Origin of the sequence: Niabella insulisoli, assembly GCF_039652435.2 — a bacterium.
In the GTDB taxonomy this organism is placed as follows: domain Bacteria; phylum Bacteroidota; class Bacteroidia; order Chitinophagales; family Chitinophagaceae; genus Niabella; species Niabella insulamsoli.
In genome coordinates, this window is the sequence record NZ_CP190246.1 from 3,057,528 (window position 1) to 3,079,790 (window position 22,263).

The following is a 22,263-nucleotide window of genomic DNA, read 5'->3' on the forward strand; positions in this document are numbered from 1 at the left end:
TGTGGCAAAAAGAAATTATATTTTATGGAGCCTTAGGGGAGATAGGCAAATGTCTTTTTAATAAATGCTTTTACTACTTTCGCAGTACCAGCGCCCTGGTTTATCAGTTTATATTTTTTTACTGCGGCAGGAATGACAAAGGTTTCCGCGTAGTGAAATGCGACTTCAGCATCTCCTATCTGCACCGTTAAGGCGGCGCCTTCTACCAGCATTAATACATGGCAGCTTTCATCGGTGGCTACCTCCGCCTGATGTTCAAACTCCAGCCGGTGAACATCATAAAAATGATCTTCGTGGGTCGGCAAATGCCAGACTTTAGCACCCTCGCTTTGTTCGATCAATACCGGTTGAGCGATCAGTTTTTTGACAGCGCTTCCCTGCCTTTCGAAATTTAAATTTTTAAATGCATGTTCTATATTGATGGCGCGGGGTGTCCCGTCCAGATCCAGTCTTAACCAGTCATACATTTTAAAAGTGAAAATATAGGGCGTAGAACTAATCTCGAGCACGAGGTTGTCAGCGCCGGCGCTGTGGATGGTGCCATTGGGGATTAAAAAGAGATCGTGCTTTTGTGCGGTATGCGTTTGTACATAATCTGTGATCGTAATTTCTGTGCCGTTGGCTTTACTGTCTTCCAAAACCTGTCGGAACTTTTGGGGATCCACGCCTTCCTGAAAACCCAGATAAACCTGTGCTTCCGGCTTACAATCCAATATATAATAGGTTTCATCCTGGGTAATATGCTCTCCAAAATGCTCCCTTATGTAGCCGAGCGAAGGGTGGCATTGAATGGAAAGATTGCCGCCTTCCCAGGTATCCAGAAAGTCAAACCGGATGGGAAATTCCTTTCCAAAAAAGTCAGCATGCCGGCCAAGTATTTTCTTATAATGCTTACTTATGAGAAGATCGAAAGGCACTTCCAGCAAATAACCGTCGCTTTCAAAAACCAATCCATTTTCCGGCACGATTAGTTCAAAGGACCAGGCATAGTTCACTTCGTCTTTATTAAGGCCAGGTATGCGATCTTTCATCCATTGTCCGCCCCAGGCGCCAGCTTCAAACCAGGGCCGCACCCTCAGTACGGTTTCAGAGAGACGGTCTAAACCTGCAGCCAGCTCCTCTCCCAGCATCCAGTTGATCTGCTTTTGCCATTGAACATCGGCCTGAATGGCAATACGGCCATCTATGTTTTCGCGATGTTTTGCCAACACTACCCAATCCACAAAATAGTATTGCTTGTACATATGCGCAGGTGCATCGGCAGCAGCCATCCCCAGGTTATGGACAGCTCCCGCCCGCATCCGGTATTGCACTTCATTTTTTGGAACGTCTAAATAAATCACCGGGCCATCGCCAGGGAATAAGGCTGCGCCGGGCCCCCATACAATCAAACAGTCTGCATCGCCATCCTTTTGGAATTGGTTCATGCGATCCTGATGAAAATAATCGACGAGTTGCAGATCCGTTTTGGTACCCCACACTGAATCCCGGGCTCCCATAAAGGTGCTAACCATCGTCTCAATTTCTTCCGGGGATTTTAAAAAATCTTCCGTATTAACCCATTGTATGGTTTTGCCCAGCTTGTGAAATGCTACTGCGAGCGCACTCTGAACTTCATGCCATAGAACGCCGCTAAACCCATCCATAAAGATGATGTCATGATGGGCCATCCATTGCGCCAGTGTTTGATAGCCGTGAAAAATCTTACCCTTTCCGAGCGAAAAACTGGGGTAGATATTATACACTTGAGACGCTTGCTGCGTCTCGGGCAGCCGTATGGGTAACACTGCCTGCAAACTCTTTCTAAACCCGGCCTTTTTTGTTTTTGTTCCCGGAACCTCATCATTCGAAATCTCAATCATTGTAGTGCATTTTTTAATGAAAGCTGGCTTTTCCTTCAAACAACCTCCAGCTTAAAGCTGATGTTTTTTATTGTTTTGTTTTATAAAATTTATGAACAGGCGACTACTTTAAAGAGCTCGGCCCTTTACTGAATGGTCACCATTTTAATGGTGGAATAATTGTACCGGTTGGTACCATAGGCGATTCTCGCCCCCACCCTAAGATACCAATCTTTTTTAGGCAACACGCCAGTTGAAGTAATGGTGACGGTTGTTCCCAGCATACTATTTCCTGCACTTCCTGAGTAAGAAACTATCCTCGCATACCTGTTATCAAAATTATTATTGCCTACATATTGGTAGGGCGAAATGAAGAGCGCCAGGTTGGTGATATTTTGCTGAAAAGCGCTGTTTTGCGTGCCCCTGCTCACCCTAACCTGAACGGTTACGCTGCCATTAGCATTCACGACGGGTTCTCCCACCCACGCTATCCGAAGAAAGGGTTCAACCGTAAAATCAACTGTAGTGACGCCTCCCTGAACATCAATTGTTTGGCTCTGGTCATTTCCTGCCAGATCCATCGGCACAAACGCGCCTTCGGCAATCATTTTGTAAGTAGCTTTAAAAATTTTGGTATGCGCATAAGTGCCATCCTGCTTTGTGGCCACATACAGCGGGGTGGGATTATCACTCCAACTGGTTTCAAGCAGCTTGATGCGGGTGCCGTTGCCATTGTCGCCGGACACTTCGCTTTGTACATTTTCGCCGGTTCCGGCATCGATGATGCGCCCCTGCAAGGTTTCTGTCGGGCCATCGTAATTATCTATTTTGGAGCAGGACAGCAGCAGCGTCGATACTGCTATGATTAAGGCTGTATATTTCATCGCGTTTCCTTTTTTTAGTTAGTAACCTGGGTTTTGAACAATATTGGGGCTTTTGGCAATCACGGCATCCGGAATGCGCTGGTAATACCATCGAGGATCAAAGGTGAACCGGCTGTTTCGTTCGTCGGGTCGATCATCAAAAAAATATTGCAAAGCGTTAAGGGCAAAAATCGGGTTCAAAATCCGCCATTGCGTTCCGTTTTGTTCTTTATCGATGATCCTCCATCTTTTCAGATCCCACCATGTTTTATTTTCAAAGGCAAGTTCTTTTCTTCGTTCTTTTCGAACAAGGTCGATAGTGGCAAGATCGGCTGTAGTAGCCAGCGTTGCTCCGGCCCGCTCCCTGATTTCATTTACATCCGCCAGTGCCTGAGTTTGATAAGCGGCTCCCTGCCCGGCGCTAAACAATTCATACGCTGCCTCTGCCCGGTTTAACAACACCTCTGCGTATCTTATTTCAATCCAGCTTTGATCGGAACGGTTGTTGGCCAGCTCCGAAGCAGGCTTGGTGGGAACAATATATTTTTTCACCGAGAATCCTGAAATACCACTGGCTACGCCATTGATATTGGTATAAAAACCGCTGGCCCCGGCAGCATTCATCCGGCTGCCGTCAGGCAGCGTTACAAAAGCGGTTGTCACTTCCGGCCCGGCCTGGCTTATAAAATTGGTAGTGGGGTAAGCGGCCGTTGAGCCTAAAGGCAACAACCTGTCGATACCACCGGCAACAGGGCCTGTGTAAATGCCTCTCCGCATCTCGATCGTAACGCCTTTAAATATATCACCGGGAAAAAGAATCGTCCCTTTCAATCGGGGCTCAGCATTCAAGAAGGGGGCGTTCAAATCATCATAAAGCAAATATTTCCCGTTATCGTCGGTAGTCTTAAAACTGCCATCCAAGTTTTTGGGTAACCCTTCAAACATTTCAACAAAATTCAAAGTGGGGTTGGTTTGAGCCGCGCCGCCATTATTCCATAGCTGCCGGGGTACGTTGTTATAATCCCACCAGTGAACGGCGTCGGGATATTTATACATTCTTATAAAAATGTTTTCTGCGCTCGCCGGATCCAGGAATAGTTGCGCAAAATTATTAGCCTGCGCCTCCGGATCAGTGGCGGACCAACCCGCTTTATACAAACTGAATTTATTGTCTAGCAAATTAGCAGCATCGTAGCTTGCTTTAAAATATCCGGTAGCTTTTGCCGCAGGAATGCCGCATACCTGAACCGACCCGTTCGTCAGGTTGTTGACATTATATTTGGCCACACAGCCCGCAAACAACATCACCCGCGATTTGAAGGCTGCTGCTGCATATTTACTGGCACGTCCTTTTTGATTCGACTCAGGCAGATTGTTGTAGGCAAAATCCAGATCGGAAGCAATAAAATCATACACGTCGGCTTCTGCGGCCCGGGGAATTTTAAAGCTTTCAATATTGGCCGCCACTTCCTCGATCGATTGGCCGGGCGCCGTTAACAACTTATCGATGATGGGCACGCCGCCATAGCGTTTTACCAGCGCAAAATAGGTGAATGCCCTTATAAACCGCACTTCGCCCCGCCAGTTATTCATCTGCGCTTCGCTGAAATTTGAAGCGTAGGAAGCCAGTGTTTCCAGGAAATAATTGCAATCCCGAATGAGTATATAGGCGTCAGCCCAATAATTAAACCCTTCTGTTCCGCCGGCCTGGTCCCGACTAATAGCCTCCCCGGTAAAAGTAGCCGTGGACCCGTTGAAGAAAGACTTAAAGCCAGTAGAAGGGTTCCATTTAAAATCCTCTATGGGCATTTGGCTGTAGACCCTGGCCATAAATGCGGTAATGCCCGCCGCATTGGAAAAAATATCGGCGTCGTTGATAATATTGGTAGGCGGAATATCGAGGCTGGGCTTACAGGAAGGGATGAGCAATAAAAGATTTCCTGTTAAAAGCAGGTATAGTATTTTTTTCATTTTCTTCTGATTAAAGTTTAATATTCAATCCAAAAAAGAACTTTTGATCAATGGGATACGCATATCCAAATTGCTGATCAACAGCGGACACCGCCGAGGGGTGTTCTGGATCGAGATATTTTAAACCGGTAAGCGTAAAAAGATTGTATCCTGTGAAAAATACCCGAAGCGACTTAACACCTATTTTGCGCATCTGGCTTTCGGGAATGGTGTATCCGATCTCAGCGCTTTTTAACCGGAGATAAGCTGCGTTGTGCAGGTTATGCCTCGTATTGGTAAAGGCGTTGGTGCCGGTGTAAGCATAATACCCGGGTACCCATTCCGTATTGGGATCGTAAGGGTCAGCATGGGGATCAACCGGATGCCAGCGATCGAGCCACATCGTTAGTGCATTGCCATTTGCCCAAAGCGGCCCTCCCAGTTGTTCGGTGTAAGTAGCATTGACCAGGGCCGCGCCTGTTAACAATATATTCAGATCGACGCCTTTGTAGCTTCCCCCCAAATTGAATCCATAAGTAATAAGCGGCATGCCGGTGTTGGCAATCGGGTGGCTATCATCCACACCAATTTGTCCGTCCCCGTTCCAGTCGAGGTAACGATAATCCCCTACCGTTACCGAGCGGCTGACATAAATGGGGCTTTTCTGTATTTCTTCATAGTTTTCGAAATGGCCATCTTCACCGTAGCCGAAGTAAACGCCCGTATAACGGTTGGTATTATTCTGCATCCAGTTCAGGTACGAATTGCCGGCTCTGGCTCTTTCGATATACCGGTTTGAAATCCGGGTATAACCGAATGTTCCGCGCAGATTGTATTTAAATTCGCCGATGTGATGGTTGTGGCGTACCTCAAAATCAAATCCTTCATGCCGGTCCCCGTTCAGGTTTTCCTGTGGCAGGTTGGCGCCAACTACATCCGGAACGGTCAGCAACCGGTTGGCCAGCAGGCCCGTTCTGTCTCTTTTAAAATAATCGGCTGTAATACCTAACAGTCCATTCCATGCTTCGAGGTCGATGCCCAAGTCAAGTGTTGTTGCGGTAAACCAGGAAATCCCGGGATTAGCGATCCCGGTGCTCTGTACGGCATTATAAAAAACGCCGTCGAAGACCGCGCCCGGCGGCTGGCCTGTTGCCGAACCACTGGCCGGATAATTATAACCGGTAACAAACTGGTATCTGAGCGCGCCATCATCTCCCATTTTACCATAAGACGCGCGGAACTTAAGTTCATCAATGAAAGCGAGCCCTTCTGCATTTTTAAAAAAGGGCTCCTGCGATAAGCGCCACCCTACTTCATAACCGGGGAAAAATCCATACTGGCGCGAGGGTGCGAATTTAGAAGAACCGTCATAGCGGAATGAAAATTTTCCATAGTACCGTGACTTATAATCATAAGTTGCATATCCGGCGTAAGCTGCATTTTCATACTCGAAAGCATTGGCAATATTAGCGCTCATATTGCCCTGCTGATTCAGGCTATTTCCAGCAAACAACTGGTCGATAGGAATGGATAATTCCCGTTGTGCGTAAAAATTATCACCGTTGCGTTTACTGTGTTCATAAACCAACACAGCGCCCACATGATGGCTATTCGAAAAGGTTCTATTATAGTTTAATGTCAGTTGTCCCAACACGGTGGGGTATTCATAAAACTCCCTGCGAACCGTGGACGGTGATTGCTGGGTGCCGGTAACATTATAAACATCAGTAGCTGCGTTGTAGCTGTAGGTGTTGTAGGTCTTGCTGTAAATTTTGTTATTGTTCAAGGTGTAGTCAAAACTGTAACGCCCCGTCACGCTCAAGCCTTTTACAAAAGGCACGTCGTAGTTGAGCGAAGCCGACGACTGAAACCATTTATTGTTATACACCTGGTACCCGGCAATATCCGATGTAGACTGGGCTACGGGGTGTAAGGGGTTGGGAAGCGAATTGAGATAAGCCGGATTGTCGTTGGCATACACGGGGTTTACCGGCGGTTGGTACCACATGCTCCTGAAAACCCAGTAAGCCGCCTGCATGGGCTGGTCTTTCCGTTCCATGATGGCAGACAAATTCAGATCGAAGGTGAGGCTTTTAGAAATCCGCGCACTCAGATTGGAGCGAAGGTTATATTTTTTATAGAAGAGATCGTCTGATTTTAAAATCCCATCCTGGGCTGTGTAGCCAAGACTAATGAAATAGCTGGCAAACTCCCCTCCGCCTGTCGCGCTCAAATTATGTTGTGCCTGGCTGGCCTTACGCTTGATGGTTGCGTCCTGCCAATCAGTACTTTTTTTGGTACCGTTGCGGTATTCTTCAATTTGCTCGTCTGTATAAATGCTCCTGCCGCCATTGACATTGTGCATATTTAATTCGTTAACGAGCGTCATATACTCGACAGCATTCGATGACTTTGGAAAACTGATTGGCTTCTGAATACCGTAAGTTCCCACGTAATTTAATTCCATAGCACCACGCTTCCCTTTTTTGGTGGTGATGAGGATCACGCCATTGGCAGCTCTTGCCCCATAAATCGAGGCAGACGCATCTTTTAAAACAGACAAACTTTCTACGTCGTTGGGATCGATCCGCACAATATCTGGCCTGGGGATTCCATCAATTACAATTAACGGGTTACCCATTCCCCGAATATCAAAAGACGTATTGAAGGCACCGGGTTCACTGGTGTTTTGAACTACCCGCAGGCCTGGTACTTTTCCCGTCAGTGAATTGAGAATATTTTCATTTTTGGTAGTTACGATTTGATCGCCGGTGATTGAGGAGACGGCGCTGGTCAGGTTAGCGCGTTTTTGTGTACCATAACCTACGATGACCACTTCGTTCATAACCGAGGCGCTCGCTGTCAGCGTAATATGCATCGGCTCGGCCGTAGCTGCCACCTCCTTCGGCAAGTAGCCTACAGCGCTTATGACAAGGGTCTGGCCGGGCGCCGCGGAAATTGTGAAACTTCCCTGCTCATCGCTGGAAGCGCCTGCCTGGCTGCCTTTCACGGTAATGGTTACACCTGCCAGAGGGGTTCCGGCTTCGTTAACAATGGTTCCTGTTGCGCTACGCTGCTGACCATACACCACGGAAAAATTCAACAAATGAAAAAGTAGGAGAATGCCACAATGCGAGAGCGCGGCCACAATGGCGGCGCGCAGCGGGGCTTTTTTAAAATCCCTTCGAGATGGCTTTATAGCAGGCCAAAGGAAGGGATATGAGGGTAAATTATATTTCATAAACAAGAATCGTTTTATTAGGGGCAATCATTTTAGAAACAGGCGATGTGACAACCGGATACGCTACGCAGGTTTAAAAGCCCATAAGCGCAATTTTTTAATAAGGTTGTCCAATAGCGGCATCGTTTTATGATTTTATAAAGAGGGTTAAAAAAAGCGGCAAAGGGCTGGTACCGTTTTAATATGTACAAACATATATACATATCAACAAACGGCCAAAAAAAATTTACATTTGTGTATGAAACTGACCATCGACCATAAGAGCCATGTGCCTTTACATATCCAGGCCGAACAATTATTGAGGACTTTGATTTCCGACCCGGAATATGCCGGGGGAAAATTGCTGCCCAACGAGGTTGATTTGGCCAAGCAACTGGCTATTTCCCGCACCACCATCCGGCAGGCACTGAATAAGCTGGTTTACGAAGGGCTGCTGATTCGTAAGAAAGGAATCGGCACTAAGGTGGCGATGAAATCAGTTAGTTCTAGGTCGAATAACTGGCTTTCCTTTTCGCAGGAAATGAACGCACGCGGCATTCCTATAAAAAACTTTGAGTTACATCTGAGCTGGGTGTTGCCGCCGGAAGAAGTAGCGAACTTTTTTGAGGTCAACACCGACAAAAAAATATTAAAGCTCGAGCGCCTCCGCGGCCGCCCTGAAGAGCCCTTTGTTTACTTTATCTCCTATTTTCATCCGAGGGTGGGCTTAACGGGCGAGGAAGATTTTAAACGGCCGCTATACGATATTCTGGAAAAAGACCACCTGGTGATTGCGACACTTTCAAAGGAAGAAATTAGCGCCAAATCAGCCGATAAATTTATCGCTTCCAAATTGGAAATTGAAGCCGGTAGCCCGGTGCTGTTCAGAAAAAGGTTTGTGTTTGACCAGGGGGACCGGCCCATTGAGTACAATCTGGGATATTATAAAGCCGACGCTTTTATTTATACCAATGAAAGCCGCCGGGCATAGCCTGTCCATCAATGCTTTACCGGATCCTGGTAATAGTTTTGCCAATAAACGATTCGTTGCTTGAGCTGGTTTACCAATCCGGCGTGGGCCGGCTGATCGATCAGGTTATGCATTTCATTTTCATCTTTTTTGAGATCGTATAATTCCCATGAATCGATGGGGCCATAGAAATGAATCAATTTGTAGCGGTCAGTTTTAACGCCATAGTGGGGTGTTAACCCAAAAGATTTTTCATAATAATGGTAATAAATTTCTTTCCGCCAGGTGTCGTCCTTTCCGTGTTTCAGCAAATTTTTCATCGAGTTTCCCTGCACGTCTTTCGGGATATCAATGCCCGCCCAGTCGAGTAAAGTAGGGGCAATATCAACATTCAACGTAAAATCCTGATTATGCTGTCCGCTTTTAACCTCTCCCGGATAGCGGATCAGTAACGGGGTTCGAAACGATTCCTCGTACATAAATCTTTTATCATAAAGCCCGTGTTCGCCTAAGTAAAAACCCTGATCAGACATGTAAATAACGATCGTATTTTCTTTCAGCCCGCTTTCATCCACATAATCGAGCACCCGTCCTACATTGTCGTCGACACTTTGCACGCATCTCAAATAGTCTTCCATAAACCTCTGGTACTGAAAGCGCACCCGCTCTTCGTCCGTTTTGAGCAGGTGGTAAGCCCGGGCCTCCTTTTCATAAGCGGCGTCCCATAGTCTTTTTTCTTCGGGGGACAGCCGGTCGATTTCGCGCCGCCATTCATCAGGCGCCCATTTGTTGACAGGAGTAACCGCACAGGTGTCGCAGGGTATTTTGGAATCGTAGCGAATGTCGAGCGATTGGGCAATAGTGATTTGCTGACGTTGAAGGGCCAGCCGGTTTTTGTAATCGTCGCCGAAGTTGGCGGGCAGCGCGAATGGCTGATTGTTGAAACGATCCAAATATTTTAAGGGCGGCATCCAGTTTCTATGGGGCGCTTTATTAAAAAGCAGCAGACAAAAAGGCGCCGCTTTGTTTTGCTCTATCCACTGGAGGGAAAGATCGGTGATCACATCCGTGACATACCCCTTATAAGTCGTATCCTTTCCTAATTTGATAAAACCGGGATTATAATAATTTCCCTGTGCCGGAAGGATATTCCAATAGTCAAACCCGGTAGGCTCCGACCATAAATGCCATTTACCGATCACGGCGGTTTTATAACCCGCACCCTGCAACAGCTTGGGAAAAGTTTGTTGTGTGCTGTCAAAAAAAGTCCCGTTATCGACCAACCCGTTTTTGTGAGAATATTTTCCCGTGAGAATCACCGCGCGGCTCGGACTGCAAACCGAATTGGTCACATAAGCCCTTTCCATTATCGCTCCTTCCCTGCCAATACGGTCGATATGAGGCGTGCTGTTCATTTGGCTGCCATAGGCGCTGATCGCCTGGTAGGCATGATCGTCAGAAACGATTAAAATAATATTGGGCTTTTTTACATGCTGCGCCAGGCACGGCAATATGGACAACATAATCACGCAACAGCTAATTATTAATAAGCGACCGTTATGCTTCATTCTTTTACTATTTAGAGGGTTTATACGTGAAAATTGCCTGACGGGGGCGATCCAGCCAAACTTATTCATCGCCTCAGGAAAAATAATGCGACCAAATGAACGGCAATAGTATATATTACCTATTTTAGACAAAATCAAATGTACATACATATTTACATAAAACTAAATAAAAATTTAAATGTTCCGATTTTTCTGCTGGCTGATTGCAATGGGTTTTAGTTTAACTGCTGCTGCCCAGCCGCTTCATGTTATGAGTTTTAATATACGGTACGATAACCCGGCTGATAGCATGAATGCCTGGCCTCATAGGAAAGACAAGGTAGTGTCGCAAATAAGATATCATCAAGTGCATATTTTGGGCGTTCAGGAAGCGCTGCACCATCAAATGAAAGATCTGCAAAACGGATTGAAAAACTTCAAATCAATTGGCGTGGGCCGGGATGGAGGTAGCCAGGCAGAATATGCAGCCATTTTTTATGACACTACAAGAGTTGCGCTGCTGAAGTCAAATACCTTCTGGCTTTCCGAAACGCCGGACATCGTGGCGAGCAAAGGATGGGATGCCGCCTTAACGCGGACCGCAAGCTGGGGCCAATTTCGTGACCGGTTAACCGGCTCAGTTTTCTTTGTGTTTAACACGCATTTGGACCACGTGGGCACTACAGCCCGGCGTGAAAGTGCACGGTTATTATTACAAAAGGCCGCAGCTATAGCAGGAGATTGCCCCGTAATGCTGACCGGTGATTTTAACGCCCATCCGCAGGACGAACCCATCAGGCTGCTGCTTGCTAAAAACAACCCATATCATTTTTTGGATAGTAGGTTGGTATCCTTAACACCACATTACGGCCCTGAAGGGACTTTCAATGGTTTTAAAAAACAGGAAACGGCAGACACCCCTATCGATTATATTTTTGTGAGGGGCCCCATTGAAGTGCGCGACCACGCCACCCTTTCGCCAACCTGGAAGGGAAGATTTGCTTCGGATCATTTTGCCGTTTTAGCGCGGATTAATTTAAAGTAATTTGATAAACAGCCCATCGGGACTGAACACCCATTTGGTGCGAAGCGCTTTTTTTAGACGGCTTAATTCTTATTAGTTTTTATCGAGCAGCGCATCTACCTTCATTTTGAAATCGTCGATATCAAAAGGCTTTTTTACAAAAGCATTGGCCTGGCTGGATTTGGCTATAGCAGGATCCAAATGGGCAGACATGAGCAGAATGGGGACGTCTTTAAAAAGAGGGCTTTGTTTGGTTTCCGCGCACAGGGCGATGCCGTTGCCGTCCGGCAGCATCACATCCATGATAATCAAATCTGGTTTTCCATTCCCCATTTCTGAATAAAAACTATGAGCCGTCGGACATACAACCAGGTGATAATACTTCGATATTAAAATCAATGTTATAACATTGTAAATATCATCATTGTCTTCAACAACAATAACTTTTCGGGCTTGCATGGATCGCTTTTGCTTAAGCAAACCCTAATATCATGCCAATTCAAGAACCTGATTATAAACAGGTTCTGGCAAGAACACTCCCACTCAAATGCCCGCTCGTCAATGGAAGGACAAAGGACTTTTGGCAGGGACTATGGCGCTATCATTACGCTCCTTTCTTTATATCGGCAGCTGCACGAACTATATGTTTTAAGGTATGATCCGCAACCGCAACTCCATTTTTGATGACGTCGGCCACCCATTGCCGCTGTTCGGCTGGATGCGCTTTTACCTGGCCCAAAACAGAAAGCGCCGCTTGAAATAGCGACCGTCCTTTGTCAACGGCACCCATTGGATTTGCTGCCATTTCTATCACAGCTTGTAACCCGGTGGCGCCGCCCTGCCATAAAGACTTTTGAATAAAGGCCGGGGTCAGCGCCTTGAAGGAAGGATAGGTTCCCTCAAAGATGCCGGCAATGGTGTCCGCATACTCCCTGTCTGTTTTGGCACGTTCAATTAAAATCCTGATGATCTGCATCCATACTTTAGAGAGGCTTTTATTCCTTGAAAACTGAACCAGGAAATTTGAAAAAGCAAAATCATAAGCAAGCTCCTGATCCATTTTTTTGCGGTAGGTCAACAGTGCTTCGGCCGACAGGTCATCGCCTTTCAAAGCGTCCACTATGGTGTGAGCTGCCCATCGGGCGCTTAAGAGGGCGTACTGGATCCCATCGCCGCTTAAAGGATTAATCAATCCTGCAGCATCCCCTGTCAATAAAATACGGTGGCCGCTAACAGGCAGCGAGGCATTAAAAAAATGAATGGGCCAGCCGAGAATCTTTCCGTTCAACCTGCCTTTCCCAATCCGCTCCTGTATATGTTTATTGTTTTCCAGATGTTGTTGCAACAATTCCCTTACATGTTTCGGGCTTTGAGGAAGCGTAGCCGAAACCATGGCCATCCCAATATTAGCCCCGCTTCTCCCTTTTGGAAACATCCAGTAAATTCCGGGAAAACTTTCTTCCGCAAAATAAATATCAACACGATCCTGGGGGCCGTTTACGTTTTCAAAATAAGCGCGCAACCCCAATAGCTGAAAATGCTCGTGGCTTTTGGCGCCATGCATTTGGCGGGCGACAGCCGAATTACTGCCATCGGCGCCGACCATCAGTTTTGAGGTGATTGCACGGATCCCTTCTTTTTGTTTCACCCACGTTGTTACAACGCCGGGTTTGATTTCGTATTTACAAAACCTGGTGGCCTGCAGGAACCGGGCGCCTGCCGCGCGGGCCGCTTCATAAATCCAGCTGTCGAGCTCAAGGCGGGGAATAATCCTCGCGTGCAACGGCAAATGATCGGGCTTTGAAAGATCAACGACCACCTGTTCTTCATTCAGAAACAACCCGACGCGCTTTATTTCATTCGCTTTTTTAAATGATTCGGTTTTAGTGATGCCCATCGCATGCAGTTCTGCCAGCGCTATAGGGCTTACGCCATCGCCGCAAACCTTGTCGCGCGGAAAGGTTGCACTTTCTACCACGATTACCGACACACCCACCTTCGCCAAATGAAAAGCCAGCCCGCTCCCGGCCGGCCCGCCGCCAACGATCAGTACCTCACAGTCATATTCATATTTGTTCCGGATGGTTATCATTAATAATCGCGGTTGATCATATAAAGAATAATACTTTCCAGAAAGGATTTGTCTTTAGAGTCCGGCAGTCTTGAAAAAATGGTATAGAACTCTTTTAAGGCAGCGCCAGCCATATACTTGGATATATTTTTTGAATAATCGAGGCAATCGTATCGATGCATCAGCCGAAGTATGTCCGTTGCCGTTTGGGCGTTCCTTTCTTTTATGGGAATTGAAAGATGGTGGCCTATCATCGCCTTTTCCGATTTGCTGCATAGTTGCAGCAGCCGGATCAACATCAGTGTTCTTTTACCTTCCACGATATCGCCGCCTATCTCCTTTCCGTATTTCTTTTCTTCTGCCAACAGGTTCAAAAGATCGTCCTGTATTTGAAAAGCAGTACCCATAAAATATCCCAGCCGGTTAAAAAGTTCTGGCTTCACTTTGCCGTTGCTGCCAATTATGGCTCCGATACGAATGGGATGAATGCAGGTGTACCAGCAGGTTTTTTTAAGTATCATTCTTAAATAATCCTCGTCTTTCAAATCACAAATATTATCCTGGCGCCAGCCCAGTTCTATGGCCTGCCCCTCTGCCGATACTTCGACCATGTGCTGCACTTCTTCAAAAACTTTCAGGCTCAGCGCCGGCCCCAAAATTTTTTTATGCTTCAAAAGCGGAAACAGGCCAAGCGCCTGCATCGCATCCCCCACATTCACCGCGATTGCTGTGCTGGTGTACTGGTGCATCGTTGGCCGGTTGCGCCTCGACAAACTTTCATCTTCAATATCATCATGTATCAAAAAGGCATTGTGCAACAACTCTAAGGTAACAGCCGCATACAGCACCTGCTGAAGCGTACCACCATAGGCTTTGCAGGCGGCTATGCAGAGGCCCGGCCGGAATCCCTTTCCACCGCGGTTCGGGTAATCGAGCACCAGATCGTACAAATATTTTCGGGGTTCTTTATCCGGTATAAAATGCCGGATTCCTTTCAAGGTAACAGCGCCATATTCGGCCAGCATCGATTTCATCAGGTCTCCATACATAGGTTGTCGCATTTTAGTTGACATCTAGATGAATAATCAACCGGTTGCCACTATCGTTGGCATCCACGAAAAGACCGCTGTACACGCCGGGCACTGCTGTTTTTGGCACCTTAACCTGCACAGTCATCTCCGCTTCTTCTCCGGAAGAAAGGCGCACCGGTGAAGGCATCATATTGATAGCGTTGGCCGCGATAACCGACTTTCCTTTGCCGCAGAGCGCTGCCTTGCGAAAAGCAATAATCACCGGGTCAGCCTGTCGATCGTTTGACAAAGTCACGTAAAGTACCGCTGTGTCGCCCGCTTTTACAGGCTTTGAAGCGGTGATTACAGGAATAGCCTGTGGGCTATCTTGTTGCGGCGCTGGCTTTTCTTCAGACTTTTTGTTAAGCACCGTATCCGATAAGGAGCCAAAATGCCGGGCCATGGCCGTTACCGAGTCCATGATCAGGTCAACTGCCTCGTGTATGTCACGCCGGATGCGGTTCATCAGGTCCTGCGGGTCTTCCCGAAGATCCTCGACGTCGATAATTTCCCCTTCAATTTTTTTTGCCGCCAGTATGCCGGCGGCAATTTCTTCTTCCAACACATTCACCGCCGAACTGAGCACGCGCTGGGCATTCGACATCATATTGTTTGGATCTAATTTTTCAAACAAATCATCCTTGGCCTTTTTGCGGCTATCGCTTTCCCCGGTTTTGTTTTTATTAAAGGGCATATTTGAAAATGAATCAATTGATGGTAAGTTCTATGGAGAAGAAAGCGGGCTCAAACCCTTTTACCTGCACCCGACTGCTGTATAATCCCGGCACTGAGCGTTTGGCAGTTTGTATGTCGATGACGATAGCCTGCGAACCACCGGGCTGCAGCTCAAAAGACCGGGGTGTAAAAACTGTTGTAAACGCCCCTTTCACGGAGGCGCCGGGCTGCAAAAGAAAATCGGTATGCACCAGTTCGCAGGTGGCCATTTCTTTTTTATCATTGTCAATAACAAATTGTAACTGCACAGCCGCGCCCGCAACACATGCGCCTTTCAGGATAAAAGCCGGCGCCGTATCCTCCGGCTGATCCGGTTCGGTCGAACTACTGGCCTGGCGCGTTAAAGACAGGCCGAGGTCGATCATATTTTTTAAATGCCGCACACTTAAACTCGCATATGCATTCATCGCTTTAGATAAAAAATCATTGTTGAAAACAGGGATGGTCTTTGTGCTGCCGGGATCGGAAGCCATTTGTTTCAGTAGCCTGGCACTTTCATTAAAAAATATTTTATTCGCCTCGATCGTTTTGTTCACGAGGTCTTCAATGTCTTTTTGCAGAGGCGTATTGGTTTCGCTCATGCGGCTGATTTTTAAAATGAATATATGAAGCAGCACGCTGCTGCCGCTTCTTTGAAGTTGGTGTGCCGCAGACTACCCCTCCCTACCGGCAACGGTAGCGGCTTTTTTAGGCTCACAATAAAAATGGCTTTTCCAGCTTTGCCAGCGGCGGCTGTATTTTTTTTCGTCCTGCGGATAAACGATTGTGCCTCCATCGTCCACGAGGTTAAGCGTAAAGCAAATATTCTGATTATAGGCTTTTTCCCTTATTACAATTTCTGTCGTATAGGTTTTTCCTGCGGAGGCATTCGCCAGATCAATGCTCATGACAACCCTTTCACTGGCGCCCGGCTGCAGCACTACCGAGTTTTTGTTGAGATAAGGTTGCATTGTAGCCAGCTGGCCATCCCTGTCCTGCAATTCGCGCACGCCAACCCTGTAAGTTTTGACAACGCTACAATTATTTTTTATGGTAAACGGCACCATCACTCTTTCGCCGGCCATAGCATTTGTTGTAATAGAGGCAATGCAATGGGGCGGACATGTTTCCTGAGGCGCACAGCAATCATCCGAAGCCCCCAACTTCAATTGAGGAATTGTAAACTTGGGGGCACCTTCCTCATTTACAAAAGGGCGGCTCAACACCGTCAGGTTGTCCAGCATGGTATCGAGCAGGGGTTTAAAAGACGCCAGCGACGCCCCTGTCAGCTGCTGAAAATTATCAGTAATCATTTGTTGCAAATTGCCGGTTGCCGTATTGTTGCGTTCCATAAAATTTTCATTTTTCTATGAAGGATTTGATGCTATAGCTGATGACTTGGTTCCAGATCCGGATACCCCCTGCATAGTCGCGGGAACCATCGGTATTCTTTGGTAACACGAGGCTGAGCTGTATCACTTTCACTTCACCAGGCTGTAGCACCATACCGCTTTCTTTAATGGTTGCTTTAAGCGCCTCGGTGAGGCTGCTGTGCACATGGCGCGTGACTTCATCCATAAACGCGGCATAGCCGTCGGTGGCAGCCTTGCTTTTGATGGCCAGCGAACTAGCCCTGCACAGATAGTCCATGTCCAATGTGGTCACATGTTTAACCTCCGGAACCTGGAACGGCATATTGCCTGTGTTGCTCAGGGTTATCAACGCCGTGTGTTTGGTTTGAGGCGCGGTACCCTGAAAAGTTAACTGCCGGGGCTGGATATCTATTTTTACCGATGGCTGAACGACTAGTTTTAGTTTTCTTTTTTTACCACCGGCGTGTAAAATACTTTCGTAGATGCCGGGCGGCGTATGCGGGTTGACCTGGTGAAAAACCGTCGTCGCCCGCTTTTCTTTCGAGCCGATTCGCAGCGGAATATTTAAGAAAGGCTGATCGCCGGCGCTTGAGGTGAGCCCTTTGGTAGGCGGCTGAATGGGAAGCGCTTTTACACGGAGCCGCTCGTCAGTATCGTTGTTCAGCACAATCTGCCCTTTCAGGTTGGAGGGAGGCCCATTGAGAATGACTTCTTCATCCGCTACCTGCAATTGATCAAAATGGGATGTGGGTGTTACGGTGCGCATAAAAAAATTTTATTTTTTTTGATTCGATGTAGCAGCGGATTTTTCAGGAGGCGGAGCGGTGCGCGGATTTTTATTGTCAGGGAATGGCCGGGTATCGGGGCTGCAGCAATCATCTTCGCAGCGCTCAGCAGCCGTGGGCACATAAGGCTCGGTAATAACCTGCCCTTCGCCGTTCATGCAAATGCTAAACAGTTCGACGCCCATCAGCTTAAAACAAATATTGGAATAGTGGGGAATATGAACCCGCAGTTTCTGCATATCCTTGATGTCCTGCAAGGTGAATCGCGGCAGGTTGAGGATTTCAATTTTGCTGTCGGTTGCGACGGGTTCTTTGGCATCGCCGGTAAGTTTGAGTTTATTATCGGTAGCCAATGCTCCGCTCATGATCGTTTGCAGGCTGCCCGAATGCTTTGCGTCAAAACCGCCCGACATATTTGTATCCAGGCTGCCGTCTACATCGAGGTCTACATCAAAAGTTCGTTGAGGATATAAATGATGGTTGATATCGCTGATATCGATACTTGGTGAAGGCATAGCGAGAAGATTTTATTGAACTACTAAGATAAATCTTCTTCAAGGGCAAAAATGGAAACCGGCAAAAATGCCCATCCCTAATTTAGGGGATGTTGAGGTAAATAAGAGCCTCCCGATGCTGGCTTAAGTGCTTCAATTGTTATTACAATTTCAACGAAAATTGTAACAGGCTCAATTGTAACCGAAGCAAAATGCTACAACCGATTTGTTAGAAAAGCGCCGGACATAGCATAGCCGACGGTAAAAACCACTTTCGGGCATAGGGTTTCAACCCGAAATCATTTTAAAGCGCCATTCAAAAAAAGCACCCATAAGCCAGGGCCTAAGAGCGCTGTGGTTTTAGGCTACCGGGAGCAGCTTCTTTAAGGCCTTCAATGAGGACCTAGTAAATCGATGGCTATGACATTTTCAGCAATGATCCCTATATAAAATTAATTTTTAGGCGAGCAATTGTTGCACCATTGATGTTTATCGATGTAGTTTACCCGTTGCCGGATCGATAATTCACGCTATCGCTTAATTTTGAACGGTGAACCTACAGCTTTATGAAATATTGCCGAGTTTGCAGCCATTTATCAGCATGATCTGTACTATGGACTGCGACCAAGACGCTGACCTTCGTCCGGTTCGCGTGCTGCCTGATGCTTGTGTAGAGTTATTTTTAAGTTACACAAGCCCCCCTGTGGCACTGATTGAGGACAGGCTATATGTCAACAGTATCGTTACCTCAAGGATGAGCCGGGCAGTTGACGTGCGCATGCGAAAAGGCGCCGGCTGCCTGGCCGTTTGCTTTTTACCGGGAATGGCTCATTATTTTTTCAAACCAAAAATGCAGGAATTATCTGATGTGGTTGTGCCTTTGTCGCATTTATGGCCGGGTATGGTGGCCGAACTGGAAGACCGGTTAGCCATGGCTGCAACCAATCAGGCCAGGGTGGCTATGCTGCAACAATACCTGCTTCAAAAACTGGTTATAGAAAAGGAAGACAGGCAAGTAACCTATTGCCTAAACCAGATTGCCCTATGTGATGGATCGATAACCGTGCAGGCCTTAACAGCGGCTACCGGTCTCAGCCAGCGCCATCTTTCACGACGCTTTCAACAATGCGTGGGTCTTTCGCCGCAAGCGTATATAAGGGTGTCAAGATTTATCCGGTCGCTGGCCCATTTAAAAAAATATCCGGCAGTTTCCCTTACCGAAATAGGCTACGATAGCGGTTATTATGATCAATCGCATTTTAACCGCGAATACAAAGTATTCACAGGCTATACGCCGGGCGAAGTGGCGTCAGCTCCGCATATTTTATGCTGATGTCCGTTCTGTACAATTTTTTAAACAGCCAATGACGCAATTTTGAGGCATCAAAAAAGAAAATTTATGCGAAGACTAATTTTAGGATTAGCTGTTACATTAGACGGCTACATTGAGGGACCCCATGGGGAGTACGACTGGTGCTTTACGGATCAGGACTATGGCCTGGCGGAATTTTTCTCAAGAATTGACGCCATTTTTATAGGGCGAAAAAGCTACGAAATTAAACAACAGTCCGCTGTTGACAACCATGTTGAAATGGTACCGGGAATGCAAAAAATGAAGGAATACGTATTCTCGAGGACGCTTCAATCCGCAGGGGAGGGTGCAACGCTCATTTCGAAGGACAGTATCGAAGCCGCACGATCGATTAAAGCTCAACCAGGAAAAGACATTTGGCTGTATGGTGGTGCGGCCCTTACTGATGCATTTATGAAAGAAGGCCTCGTGGATGAAATTTGGATGTCCGTACACCCGATCTTATTGGGCGATGGCAAGTCGCTGTTTCGAAAATACGATCGAAGCATTAGCCTGACCTTGCTTGAAAGTAAGACTTATGACACGGGCCTCGTTTCCCTCCGCTACAGCCTCGACAAGAAATAGCGCTGCGATGCAGACAGGCGCGGCTTTAAAGCCAACCCAACAATATAATTTGGATGAATTAGTTTGTAGCCCGTATCAGATTAATTACCATTAAAAGATAGGACGGGAAGGTTTTAAAAAGCAAATCTGAAACCTCCCCGTCATTCCTATATACACCCGCGCTCTTCTACCCTCTTGATATGTAGTCGTACCGGTTGCCAGATTTTTGAAGCCGCCTGAGAAATCCCGGCGAGCCGGAGACTTTGTAAATTCCTATAGAATATTTTTATCGCTTTCACAAAGACAGGTTAAGATCTTCATGCTGGTAATAACGTGTACTTTTGGTTTGTTACATTTTTGAAAAAAAATTTCAACGCTGTCACAAATTTGTAACATTTTTTTTGTTACGTTTTTAAAGTGTAACAAAAAATTTTGTCACAATGAGGTAGGCTAATATTTACACGATGGCCCCAAATCCTTACCGGCAGCGCGTTTTGACCACATCTACTTTCGAGCCTCTGCATTTCCGCATTTGCTAAAAATTTCTAAAAAGCCCCAACGACTGCGCTAAAGGGCCGTTGGCGGCTGTAGTTTTGCCCTATTGTTTCAGTTAAGAAACACCTTATGCCAAAAATAAAAGAGGGAAAGTGGCGGAGCACTTATAGTATGGCAACTGCGCCCATTTTCCTCTGGTTTTTACGCAACATTTAGCGCAAAAGAAAATGTACTACCCGTACCCAAATCACTTTTAACATCAATACGACCACCTTGCGCTTCAATAAATTCTTTACTGATGCTCAATCCTAACCCGGTACCTTCCTTTTTTGTGCCGGGTATACGGAAATAGCGATCAAATATTTTGTCTATGTATTGTGACGAAATCCCCTGTCCTGTATCAGTTACAGCAACTTTCACTTCATGGCTTTCTGCGATTATATCAATATATATTATTGTATTATCGTAAGAATAGCGAACAGCATTAGAAAGCAGGTTGGTCAAAACCCAAGCTGTCTTCTCACTGTCGGCAAGTACTTTCGGTAGATACTCGGGTGCTTTTATTTCAACTTTGATTTGCTTTTCTTCGGCGGCTGATTTGGTAGCACTGACAGCATATTCCACAATGTCGTGTACATCTGCTGGCAAGACATTTATCTGAATTGTTCCGCTTTCTACCTGGGTCATATTCAGCAATTCTCCTGTAATTTTTAACAATCTTCCTGCATCTTCTTTAATGCTTTCCACTAGGCTTTGTTGTTCTGTATTTAGCAAGCCCACCTGTTCATGCTCCAGCAACTGCAAGCTCATTTTTATGGAGGATATAGGCGTCCTCAGTTCATGGGACACGGTGGCAATGAAATTGGTTTTAGCAAATTCCTTTTCCTTGTAAGGAGTGACGTTTTTGAGCAGCACGACATTACCAATTTGCTTCTCCTGCTTATCTCCTGTCGGAACAATCTTAATGGGGATAATTTCTTTTTCAAAATAGCTTTCCTTGTGGTCCGCATATATTTTTATAGGCGGGGATTTTATTTTATCAGGTTGACTTTCCGATAAATCCTGTACCAATGTTTTTATTAAATCGTTTTCCCGAGCAAGCTCGAGAATGGGCTTACTAATGGCTTCTTCCTTTTGTACACCCGTTATTTTCAGGGCGACATCATTCATGAACAACACGACCTGCTCCTCATCGAGGCCAATTACGGGGTTGCTCATGTTATTGATAAGCGTTTCTATCCGTTTTTTTTCCACCATTAGTTTTGCCAGGTTGCTGCTGCTATACTCCTTTAACTTTTGAGCCATTGTGTTGAATGCTGATGCCAACTCACCAAACTCGTCGTGCTGCTCAAAATATACTCTTTGCGTATAATTCTGGGCGGCAATCTGTTTTATACTCGCGGTAAGCTCTTTAATAGGATTGGCAATGTTAGAAGGAAGGTTGATTAACAGCGTAAAGGCTATTAGAAAACAAATTGTTCCGGATGCAGTAATCCAAAAAATGGCGGTTTCAGCTGTTGCTCCAGCCAGCTCGTTTTTGCGTTGGATGGATTGCATATTGAGCAGCATGATATCAGTAATACTCTTCTGAACGTCCTTAAGCCGGCCCGTATCCTGAGGAGACTGTAACAAAATAAAATAATCTGAGGCGATTTTCAGCGTCAACTCTTTTTCGCCTGTTTCGGTTACATTCAGCTGTTGTTTATGAAGATTCTCCCGAAAAGAGTTTTGGGCCAACGAATCGGAAATACCACTATTCAAAGCATTGATCATCAGTCGGCAATAGTCGATGGACTTATAATTATCCGCCAAAATGTTTTTCGCTTCATTCGATAGCTTGTAAATATTAGTGGCGCTGATGATAGTAAGCAACGCAATCATGGCAAACAAAAGGCCAATCCCAAACGTAAGTTTTGCTTTTATTTTCATCG

18 protein-coding genes are annotated in these 22,263 nt (G+C 46.3%); 4 read left to right on the forward strand and 14 right to left on the reverse strand.

Going from position 1 to position 22,263, the window contains the following annotated elements; all coding sequences use genetic code 11:
• Positions 1-32 precede the first annotated feature (32 nt).
• The 4 genes from ABDK00_RS12660 to ABDK00_RS12675 all read right to left on the reverse strand — a co-directional run bounded on the left by ABDK00_RS12660 (position 33) and on the right by ABDK00_RS12675 (position 7,895).
• Positions 33-1,862, reverse strand: a complete 1,830-nt coding sequence (locus ABDK00_RS12660) for a class I mannose-6-phosphate isomerase (protein WP_346237033.1) — start codon at positions 1,860-1,862, stop codon at positions 33-35.
• A 125-nt stretch (positions 1,863-1,987) separates the two neighbouring features.
• Positions 1,988-2,725, reverse strand: a complete 738-nt coding sequence (locus tag ABDK00_RS12665) for a DUF3823 domain-containing protein (protein ID WP_346237032.1) — start codon at positions 2,723-2,725, stop codon at positions 1,988-1,990.
• Between the two features lie 18 nt (positions 2,726-2,743).
• Positions 2,744-4,675: a RagB/SusD family nutrient uptake outer membrane protein gene (locus tag ABDK00_RS12670; protein ID WP_346237031.1), complete on the reverse strand. Its 1,932-nt coding sequence runs from the start codon at positions 4,673-4,675 to the stop codon at positions 2,744-2,746.
• A 10-nt stretch (positions 4,676-4,685) separates the two neighbouring features.
• Positions 4,686-7,895 (reverse strand): TonB-dependent receptor, encoded by a 3,210-nt coding sequence (locus tag ABDK00_RS12675; RefSeq protein WP_346237030.1) that lies wholly within the window; start codon positions 7,893-7,895, stop codon positions 4,686-4,688.
• 238 nt (positions 7,896-8,133) lie between these two features.
• Here ABDK00_RS12675 and ABDK00_RS12680 point away from each other — a divergent pair, with 238 nt between their 5' ends.
• Positions 8,134-8,865, forward strand: a complete 732-nt coding sequence (locus tag ABDK00_RS12680; RefSeq protein WP_346237029.1) for a GntR family transcriptional regulator — start codon at positions 8,134-8,136, stop codon at positions 8,863-8,865.
• An 8-nt stretch (positions 8,866-8,873) separates the two neighbouring features.
• On the opposite strand, the gene ABDK00_RS12685 is transcribed toward ABDK00_RS12680, so the two are convergent.
• The gene (locus ABDK00_RS12685; protein ID WP_346237028.1) at positions 8,874-10,412 is read right to left on the reverse strand and encodes a sulfatase; all 1,539 of its coding nucleotides are present in this window, start codon (positions 10,410-10,412) and stop codon (positions 8,874-8,876) included.
• Positions 10,413-10,590: 178 nt separating this feature from the next.
• Between ABDK00_RS12685 and ABDK00_RS12690 the strand changes: the two genes are divergently transcribed.
• A complete protein-coding gene (locus ABDK00_RS12690; RefSeq protein WP_346237027.1) occupies positions 10,591-11,436 on the forward strand; it encodes an endonuclease/exonuclease/phosphatase family protein in 846 nt (281 codons plus the stop codon).
• A gap of 72 nt (positions 11,437-11,508) precedes the next feature.
• Here ABDK00_RS12690 and ABDK00_RS12695 read toward each other — a convergent pair whose 3' ends face one another.
• From ABDK00_RS12695 to ABDK00_RS12730, 8 genes are all read right to left on the reverse strand, one after another.
• Entirely contained in the window at positions 11,509-11,874 is a 366-nt protein-coding gene (locus tag ABDK00_RS12695) for a response regulator (protein ID WP_346237026.1), read from the reverse strand.
• A gap of 145 nt (positions 11,875-12,019) precedes the next feature.
• Positions 12,020-13,507 carry an NAD(P)/FAD-dependent oxidoreductase gene (locus ABDK00_RS12700; RefSeq protein ID WP_346237025.1) on the reverse strand — a complete coding sequence of 496 codons (1,488 nt, stop codon included), beginning with the start codon at positions 13,505-13,507 and terminating at the stop codon, positions 12,020-12,022.
• Positions 13,507-14,559, reverse strand: coding sequence for a polyprenyl synthetase family protein (locus ABDK00_RS12705; protein WP_428400332.1), 1,053 nt, complete (start codon positions 14,557-14,559; stop codon positions 13,507-13,509). Before ABDK00_RS12705 ends, ABDK00_RS12700 begins: the two co-directional genes overlap by 1 nt.
• The gene (locus ABDK00_RS12710; protein WP_346237023.1) at positions 14,549-15,250 is read right to left on the reverse strand and encodes a hypothetical protein; all 702 of its coding nucleotides are present in this window, start codon (positions 15,248-15,250) and stop codon (positions 14,549-14,551) included. The genes ABDK00_RS12705 and ABDK00_RS12710 overlap by 11 nt, the downstream gene beginning before the upstream one ends.
• Positions 15,251-15,263: 13 nt before the next feature.
• Positions 15,264-15,872, reverse strand: coding sequence for a hypothetical protein (locus tag ABDK00_RS12715; RefSeq protein ID WP_346237022.1), 609 nt, complete (start codon positions 15,870-15,872; stop codon positions 15,264-15,266).
• A gap of 72 nt (positions 15,873-15,944) precedes the next feature.
• Positions 15,945-16,622: a hypothetical protein gene (locus ABDK00_RS12720; RefSeq protein ID WP_346237021.1), complete on the reverse strand. Its 678-nt coding sequence runs from the start codon at positions 16,620-16,622 to the stop codon at positions 15,945-15,947.
• A 7-nt stretch (positions 16,623-16,629) separates the two neighbouring features.
• Positions 16,630-17,409, reverse strand: a complete 780-nt coding sequence (locus ABDK00_RS12725) for a hypothetical protein (protein WP_346237020.1) — start codon at positions 17,407-17,409, stop codon at positions 16,630-16,632.
• A gap of 9 nt (positions 17,410-17,418) precedes the next feature.
• Positions 17,419-17,943: a hypothetical protein gene (locus ABDK00_RS12730; protein ID WP_346237019.1), complete on the reverse strand. Its 525-nt coding sequence runs from the start codon at positions 17,941-17,943 to the stop codon at positions 17,419-17,421.
• A 529-nt stretch (positions 17,944-18,472) separates the two neighbouring features.
• Here ABDK00_RS12730 and ABDK00_RS12735 point away from each other — a divergent pair.
• Together ABDK00_RS12735 and ABDK00_RS12740 are read left to right on the forward strand one after the other, a co-directional pair.
• Positions 18,473-19,255 (forward strand): helix-turn-helix domain-containing protein, encoded by a 783-nt coding sequence (locus ABDK00_RS12735; protein ID WP_346237018.1) that lies wholly within the window; start codon positions 18,473-18,475, stop codon positions 19,253-19,255.
• A gap of 66 nt (positions 19,256-19,321) precedes the next feature.
• Positions 19,322-19,858 carry a dihydrofolate reductase family protein gene (locus ABDK00_RS12740; RefSeq protein ID WP_346237017.1) on the forward strand — a complete coding sequence of 179 codons (537 nt, stop codon included), beginning with the start codon at positions 19,322-19,324 and terminating at the stop codon, positions 19,856-19,858.
• Positions 19,859-20,533: 675 nt separating this feature from the next.
• Here ABDK00_RS12740 and ABDK00_RS12745 read toward each other — a convergent pair.
• Positions 20,534-22,261 (reverse strand): ATP-binding protein, encoded by a 1,728-nt coding sequence (locus ABDK00_RS12745; protein ID WP_346237016.1) that lies wholly within the window; start codon positions 22,259-22,261, stop codon positions 20,534-20,536.
• Between the last annotated feature and the right edge of the window lie 2 nt (positions 22,262-22,263).

Bases quoted from the DNA above. Each gene is read 5' to 3' on its own strand.
- ABDK00_RS12660 (WP_346237033.1), bottom strand. From the start codon at position 1,862: ATGATTGAGATTTCGAATGATGAGGTTCCGGGAACAAAAACAAAAAAG.
- ABDK00_RS12665 (WP_346237032.1), bottom strand. From the start codon at position 2,725: ATGAAATATACAGCCTTAATCATAGCAGTATCGACGCTGCTGCTGTCC.
- ABDK00_RS12670 (WP_346237031.1), bottom strand. From the start codon at position 4,675: ATGAAAAAAATACTATACCTGCTTTTAACAGGAAATCTTTTATTGCTC.
- ABDK00_RS12675 (WP_346237030.1), bottom strand. From the start codon at position 7,895: ATGAAATATAATTTACCCTCATATCCCTTCCTTTGGCCTGCTATAAAG.
- ABDK00_RS12680 (WP_346237029.1), top strand. From the start codon at position 8,134: ATGAAACTGACCATCGACCATAAGAGCCATGTGCCTTTACATATCCAG.
- ABDK00_RS12685 (WP_346237028.1), bottom strand. From the start codon at position 10,412: ATGAAGCATAACGGTCGCTTATTAATAATTAGCTGTTGCGTGATTATG.
- ABDK00_RS12690 (WP_346237027.1), top strand. From the start codon at position 10,591: ATGTTCCGATTTTTCTGCTGGCTGATTGCAATGGGTTTTAGTTTAACT.
- ABDK00_RS12695 (WP_346237026.1), bottom strand. From the start codon at position 11,874: ATGCAAGCCCGAAAAGTTATTGTTGTTGAAGACAATGATGATATTTAC.
- ABDK00_RS12700 (WP_346237025.1), bottom strand. From the start codon at position 13,507: ATGATAACCATCCGGAACAAATATGAATATGACTGTGAGGTACTGATC.
- ABDK00_RS12705 (WP_428400332.1), bottom strand. From the start codon at position 14,559: ATGTCAACTAAAATGCGACAACCTATGTATGGAGACCTGATGAAATCG.
- ABDK00_RS12710 (WP_346237023.1), bottom strand. From the start codon at position 15,250: ATGCCCTTTAATAAAAACAAAACCGGGGAAAGCGATAGCCGCAAAAAG.
- ABDK00_RS12715 (WP_346237022.1), bottom strand. From the start codon at position 15,872: ATGAGCGAAACCAATACGCCTCTGCAAAAAGACATTGAAGACCTCGTG.
- ABDK00_RS12720 (WP_346237021.1), bottom strand. From the start codon at position 16,622: ATGGAACGCAACAATACGGCAACCGGCAATTTGCAACAAATGATTACT.
- ABDK00_RS12725 (WP_346237020.1), bottom strand. From the start codon at position 17,409: ATGCGCACCGTAACACCCACATCCCATTTTGATCAATTGCAGGTAGCG.
- ABDK00_RS12730 (WP_346237019.1), bottom strand. From the start codon at position 17,943: ATGCCTTCACCAAGTATCGATATCAGCGATATCAACCATCATTTATAT.
- ABDK00_RS12740 (WP_346237017.1), top strand. From the start codon at position 19,322: ATGCGAAGACTAATTTTAGGATTAGCTGTTACATTAGACGGCTACATT.
- ABDK00_RS12745 (WP_346237016.1), bottom strand. From the start codon at position 22,261: ATGAAAATAAAAGCAAAACTTACGTTTGGGATTGGCCTTTTGTTTGCC.